The organism is Oleiphilus sp. HI0080, assembly GCF_001635135.1.
Genome location: NZ_LWFU01000607.1, coordinates 1 through 5,305, shown reverse-complemented (window position 1 = coordinate 5,305; position 5,305 = coordinate 1). Strand labels below are relative to the sequence as shown.

Sequence of the window (5,305 nt, the reverse complement as noted above, 5' to 3'; positions counted from 1 at the left end):
GCTTCCTGATCGCTTTTTTGTATTGGGCGTTAGCCGCTCTAAGTTTAGCGATGAACAATACAGAAGCCATTTTGCGCAAGACAGGTAGGTATGACGTCAAATAGGCTTGGTGGAGTGGCAAGATAATAGAGGGTGTTTTCGCCAGAGCCGTAATGATCTGTTAGCTCAGCAAGGCGGGTTTTGAGCTTAGCGTAATCAGCGACATCAGAAGTGTTGAGAGGCTGATAATGGACGCACTCTAAAAACTCGGCAAGTCGTTCGTCAGAAACGTCTTTGTTTTCTCGGAGAAAGTCTGCCAAATGGCTTCTGTATTGTTCATCGCTAAACTTAGAGCGGCTAACGCCCAATACAAAAAAGCGATCAGGAAGCTGCTTGGTTGCAAACAGGTGCACGAGCGCGGGGATGAGCATGCGCGCAGTCAAATCGCCCGAGGCTCCAAAAATGACTAGATGGCTGTTCTCGGTAACACGCATCACTCACTCCCTAAATAGCGGTAAATCAATACTGATTTCGACGGCCCTATCAGACACTAGCTCACTCAAGCCTCACTCTAGCCTTACTCGATCAGATACTCAATAACGCGATCGCCCCGACTATCGCAGCTAACACCCTAATACAACGTAGGTTCAAATCAAAAAACACTTAAACGATGACATTTACTCGGCAGTTTTTTAAGCAAGCGATTCAGACTGGCCGAGATTCGCGTTAAAATGATGGACTACGTGAATCGCATTAAGTCATCTACGAAGGAAATAAAAAATGGGCAGAGCCTATCAAAACCGAAAAGAGTCCATGGCGAAAACGGCTGCCGCTAAAACCAAGGTATACAGCAAATACGGTCGTGAAATCTATGTTGTAGCAAAATCTGGTGGCATCGATCCTGATGGTAATCTTGCTCTGAGAGGCTTGATCGATCGAGCAAAGAAAGATCAAGTACCAAGCCACGTCATTGATAAAGCGATTGAAAAAGCAAAAGGCGGCGGAGGTGAAGACTACTCTCCTGCGCGCTATGAAGGCTTTGGTCCGGGCAATTGCATGGTGATTGTAGAATGCCTAACCGACAACCCGAATCGCACCTTTGGTGATGTGCGTCAGTGCTTCACAAAAACCAAATCGAAAATCGGAACGCAGGGCGCTGTAAGTCATATGTTCGACCATAGCGCCATTCTCGTGTTCTCGGGTGACGATGAAGATGCGGTACTCGAAGCACTCATGGAAGCCGATGTGGATGTTTCTGATGTTGAAGCTGAAGACGGGAAGATCACAGTATTCGCGCCGCATACTGAATCATACAAAGCGAAGCAAGCCATTCTTGACGCCATGGGTGAAGTGGAGTTTGATGTCGACGAAATCCAGTTCGTACCACAGACAACAACACCAGTCAGTGGCGACGACGTAGAAATGTTCGACAAGTTTCTCGACATGCTCAACGATTTGGACGATGTTCAAAACGTCTATCACAACGCCGAGCTTTAAAGTTAGGCGGTGCAGTTTCGACCCTAGCCTAAGAGCTTGGTAGTAACAGCCTCACAATGAGCGCTCGGGAATTAGGCGCTAAGCCGTGTGTTTAGCGCCGACCTTACGCTCACCTTTGGCAGCAGGTTTTTCTTTGCGGGCTTTCTTGCCCCCTTTTGGCGCTGCCTGCCCAGTCTCGTCCAAACCGCCACCCTTGGATGCGCTACCTGATGCCCTTTTCTCCACCCCTCCTAGCAGTACCTCAGCCAAGATATCGGGTGCTTCTAGTGGAACCCAATGCCCACACTCTGGAATCACTCGAGTGCTTTTTGGATGCATCATCGCCGCCATGTGAGTAGGTACATACTTATCCCTCCTACCCCAAACTAAGTCTACATCAACCTGTTGAGCAAACCGTTCAAGCATACACTGAAAAGGTAAAAACAAGCGCGGCGTAGCTGAGCGATACATTTTAAGAATCGTTTTTCTCGGGGCCCATCGATCCACCTTGCCTTCATAAGACTCATCAATTTGCTCTCGGCTCAACAAGGGGCCACCCCGACCCAACTCCCAATGGAAGACCGCCTTATTCATCAATAACATTGAGAGCTCACCTAACAAGGGGGTGCGCCAAACAGCGGCCCAAGGGTGCCATCGGTACAAGTGGCTAAAGGGAAACGATCCGCCAACAAACCGTTTTACTTTTTCAGGAAACTGACAAGCAAAAGACATCGCATAGATACCACCCCAGTCATGTGCAACCAGGGTAAAAGGCGTTTGAATACCGGCCGCTTCAACCAGATCGTTAATATATTGCCCGTAGTGTTTGAGCTCAAACTCAAACGATTCTGGCACGCCTGATCGATGAATGCCCGGCAAGTCGGTTGTATAACACGTAAAGCTATCTTTAACTTTTTGGACGAGGGGGTTCCACATATCCGCTGAGTCCGGCACTCCATGGAGAAACAGTGCTGGCTCGCCTTCGCCATCGACCTTCAAGTAAATAGGGGCCTGATCAATTTCAACAAACATACTAGGCTCCCAATGTCTTGTTCTGTGCAGCTAAGAATTGCCCAAAGCCTTGCTCACTTCCAACTCCCGAGCATACCTCTTCGTTTTTAACCGCAAATCGGCCATTAATGAACACGTGCTCTACTAAGCCAGGGTTACGATTCACCATGCGCTCAATACCACCAAACTCTTTGATAGGTGCCTCATGGTAGGCATCAAGTGCTTGATTCAGACCGTTTGGATCTAACACGAGTAAATCCGCCCGCATACCTTCGCGAATATAGCCCGCATCAATACCAAACCAGTCTGCCAGCTCGCCCGTGACTCGCCATACCGCTTCCTCCATTTTCATGATCTCTCGCCCTTCCTGTTTAGCCTCATATACGAGCTTGAGCAAACGCAACGGGAAGTTGTAATAGGCCATATTACGGATGTGCGCTCCGGAATCGGCAAAACTAATGAGAAGGCTTTTTTCACTCACTAACTTCTCAAGCCTGTCTTTTCTGTAGTTCGCGATCACAGTATGCCAACGTAACTGCGCACCAAACTCAACAATCAAATCCAAAAACAGATCAACGGGGTGAACATTTCGGGAGCGTGCCACCTCGCCAAAACTCATGCCTCTCAGCGTCTCGTCAGGGCACTCAATGATCGTCGCATCATCAAAATCTCGCTGCCAGACACGCGGCCCCCATTTGTTCTCGTAGTCTTTACGAAAGCGACGACGGTAGCTTTCATCTTTCATTAGGGTATTGCGCTCTACTTCTTCTTTTAGATGCAAAGCAGCTTGGCCTGCACCAAACTCTTCAAAAATCACCAAGTCGATGCCGTCCGCATACACTTCAAATGGATTGGGCAAGGATTGCCATCGAAAATCCGCTTTACCGAGTTTATTCACCAAGCGAGTGATCGGTGCAACAATGGAAACAAGCGCTGGACTGGCTTTTAGGTCCATCAAAGAGATCAGCGTCATTTTGAGAGGTTTACGGAAAAACATTCCCATGCTTTCTAGGAAAAACAGAATGATATTAAACTTGGTAACGATGTCCGGTGCGCCTTGATGAATGGCTCCTCGCTTGCGAAGCACAGCGTTAAGGCGTCGAAACTCTTTCCATTTCGCATAGGTTGAAGGTAACGACGCACTGCGATAGCGGTCCCCATCCAGCTTGTCCCATGATGTCGTCATCGCAGACATGCCAAGCAAACCTTCGTCCAAAGCATCACTAAGCATTTTCTCCATCTGCTGATATTCAGTCTCGCTAATATTCGCAGACGCATCGACAGCTCGACCAAGCCCGAGCACCGCAGCGCGGATTTCTGAGTGTCCGATAAAGCTACTCACATTCGGCCCAAGAGGATGCTGTTTAAGGAACTCAACATACTCACGTACGTTGTTCCACGTTTTCTTCTCTTGAAGCAGAGGCAATACATGCTCTCGAGGAACAGATTCGACCCGCGTGAACAAATCGGAGCAATCTTCTGCGCCGAGACTCGTCATACTGATAGAGCAGTTACCGATCGTAACCGTCGTCACACCATGGCGCACCGACTCATGCAAGCCGGGCGCCGCGATCACTTCCGCATCATAGTGCGTATGCGTATCGATAAAACCAGGCATCACCCACTTGCCGGATGCATCGATGACCTCGTTCGCATCTTCAGCAGGAATTTCGGTATTTGAAATGTGCGCAATTTTGCCATCCGCAATAGCGACATGGCGAACACTCGCGCGTGATGTCGATCCATCGAACACCAGCCCGTTATTGATCACGATATCAAATTTTGGCATGCAACTAACTCCTTCAGCACGTGAGCGCTATTTTTTATAGTAGTTATTTAGTAGTTATTTAGTAGTTATGAAGAATACGTGCAAAACTGTTTTAGAGCGCGATCAGAAACAAATCAGCATTTGCGAATTTCGGCCTTGCTGTGATTTTATTCCGTCTCTAACATGAACCACATATTCGTTAATTCTCAACATGAACATGGAAAGATCATGAATCATCAAGCAAAAGCTCAATACCAAAAGAGAACGTGCAATACCCTTTTTGCGCTGTCCGTTTTGGTGGTCACTATGGGCCCCTCAACCAACAGCCACGCTGAAGTATATAAATGGGTTGACGAACAAGGGAACATTCATTTTGGCGACCGTCCACCGGTGAAAGAACAAGCGACCAACCTCAGTGATACGCTCCAACCCTTGAACCTATCTACAGACCTGAGCAACCCGAACATGATCCGAAACGCGGAACAATCCCGAAAGGATGCGCTTGACCGCAAAGCACAGGAACAGCATAAGAGAGTGAACTCAGCATCAACCGCGGCACAAGAATACTGTAAACAGGCGAAAAAGCGCTTATATGACATTTCTGGGCCTGTCGTATTTTATGACGAAAACGGCAAAGCGATGAACGTGACGGAAAGAGAGCGTAAACGTATGGAGCAGGAATTACGCGCCGAAATCGATAAGAACTGCAAATAATGAAAGACCGCTTTCTCCCGCGACTCCTCGCTGCTCTCCTAATCCTTAGCGCCCAAAATGCTTGGGCGCAAATATATAAATATCAAGACGAACAGGGTCGCTGGCACTTTAGCGACAAGAAACCAAAAGACCAGACCGCTGTCGAAAACGTATCCATCAAAACGAGCAAACCGCGCTCTGAAACGTCGAAGGTTAGATTAATCCGACAAGAGCGAGACGACCAAGTTGTATTTGCGCTCAAAAACCCTCTGTTTGCTCCCGTTCAATGCTATTACCTCGTGCCAGGCAATGAAGACGCAACACAAATCTTAATTGAGCAGACAAGCGTGATAGATATTCTCGTTACTAAGGATCAAT

Annotated in this window: 6 protein-coding genes; 3 read left to right on the top strand and 3 right to left on the bottom strand. The window is 48.0% G+C overall.

The window, feature by feature from the left end; translation table 11 throughout:
- Nucleotides 1-44 precede the first annotated feature (44 nt).
- On the bottom strand, nucleotides 45-473 hold the full coding sequence (locus tag A3751_RS13445; RefSeq protein WP_068456930.1) for a hypothetical protein: 429 nt from the start codon (nucleotides 471-473) through the stop codon (nucleotides 45-47).
- Between the two features lie 286 nt (nucleotides 474-759).
- Here A3751_RS13445 and A3751_RS13440 point away from each other — a divergent pair, with 286 nt between their 5' ends.
- The gene (locus A3751_RS13440; RefSeq protein WP_068456926.1) at nucleotides 760-1,476 is read left to right on the top strand and encodes a YebC/PmpR family DNA-binding transcriptional regulator; all 717 of its coding nucleotides are present in this window, start codon (nucleotides 760-762) and stop codon (nucleotides 1,474-1,476) included.
- A gap of 78 nt (nucleotides 1,477-1,554) precedes the next feature.
- On the opposite strand, the gene A3751_RS13435 is transcribed toward A3751_RS13440, so the two are convergent.
- Nucleotides 1,555-2,487, bottom strand: a complete 933-nt coding sequence (locus tag A3751_RS13435) for an alpha/beta fold hydrolase (RefSeq protein WP_068456924.1) — start codon at nucleotides 2,485-2,487, stop codon at nucleotides 1,555-1,557.
- 1 nt (nucleotide 2,488) lies between these two features.
- Nucleotides 2,489-4,255, bottom strand: coding sequence for an amidohydrolase family protein (locus A3751_RS13430; protein WP_068456922.1), 1,767 nt, complete (start codon nucleotides 4,253-4,255; stop codon nucleotides 2,489-2,491).
- A 285-nt stretch (nucleotides 4,256-4,540) separates the two neighbouring features.
- Between A3751_RS13430 and A3751_RS13425 the strand changes: the two genes are divergently transcribed.
- Together A3751_RS13425 and A3751_RS13420 are read left to right on the top strand one after the other, a co-directional pair.
- Complete coding sequence (locus A3751_RS13425) at nucleotides 4,541-4,948, top strand: DUF4124 domain-containing protein (protein WP_197466341.1); 408 nt, start codon at nucleotides 4,541-4,543, stop codon at nucleotides 4,946-4,948.
- Nucleotides 4,948-5,305: DUF4124 domain-containing protein (locus tag A3751_RS13420; RefSeq protein ID WP_156492448.1), on the top strand; the 358-nt coding region annotated here is incomplete at its 3' end. The genes A3751_RS13425 and A3751_RS13420, both read left to right, overlap by 1 nt.

What these genes read in the sequence shown, in the direction of transcription:
- A3751_RS13440 (WP_068456926.1), top strand. Translation starts at nt 760, where the DNA reads ATGGGCAGAGCCTATCAAAACCGAAAAGAGTCCATGGCGAAAACGGCT.
- A3751_RS13445 (WP_068456930.1), bottom strand. Translation starts at nt 473, where the DNA reads ATGCGTGTTACCGAGAACAGCCATCTAGTCATTTTTGGAGCCTCGGGC.
- A3751_RS13435 (WP_068456924.1), bottom strand. Translation starts at nt 2,487, where the DNA reads ATGTTTGTTGAAATTGATCAGGCCCCTATTTACTTGAAGGTCGATGGC.
- A3751_RS13425 (WP_197466341.1), top strand. Translation starts at nt 4,541, where the DNA reads ATGGGCCCCTCAACCAACAGCCACGCTGAAGTATATAAATGGGTTGAC.
- A3751_RS13430 (WP_068456922.1), bottom strand. Translation starts at nt 4,255, where the DNA reads ATGCCAAAATTTGATATCGTGATCAATAACGGGCTGGTGTTCGATGGA.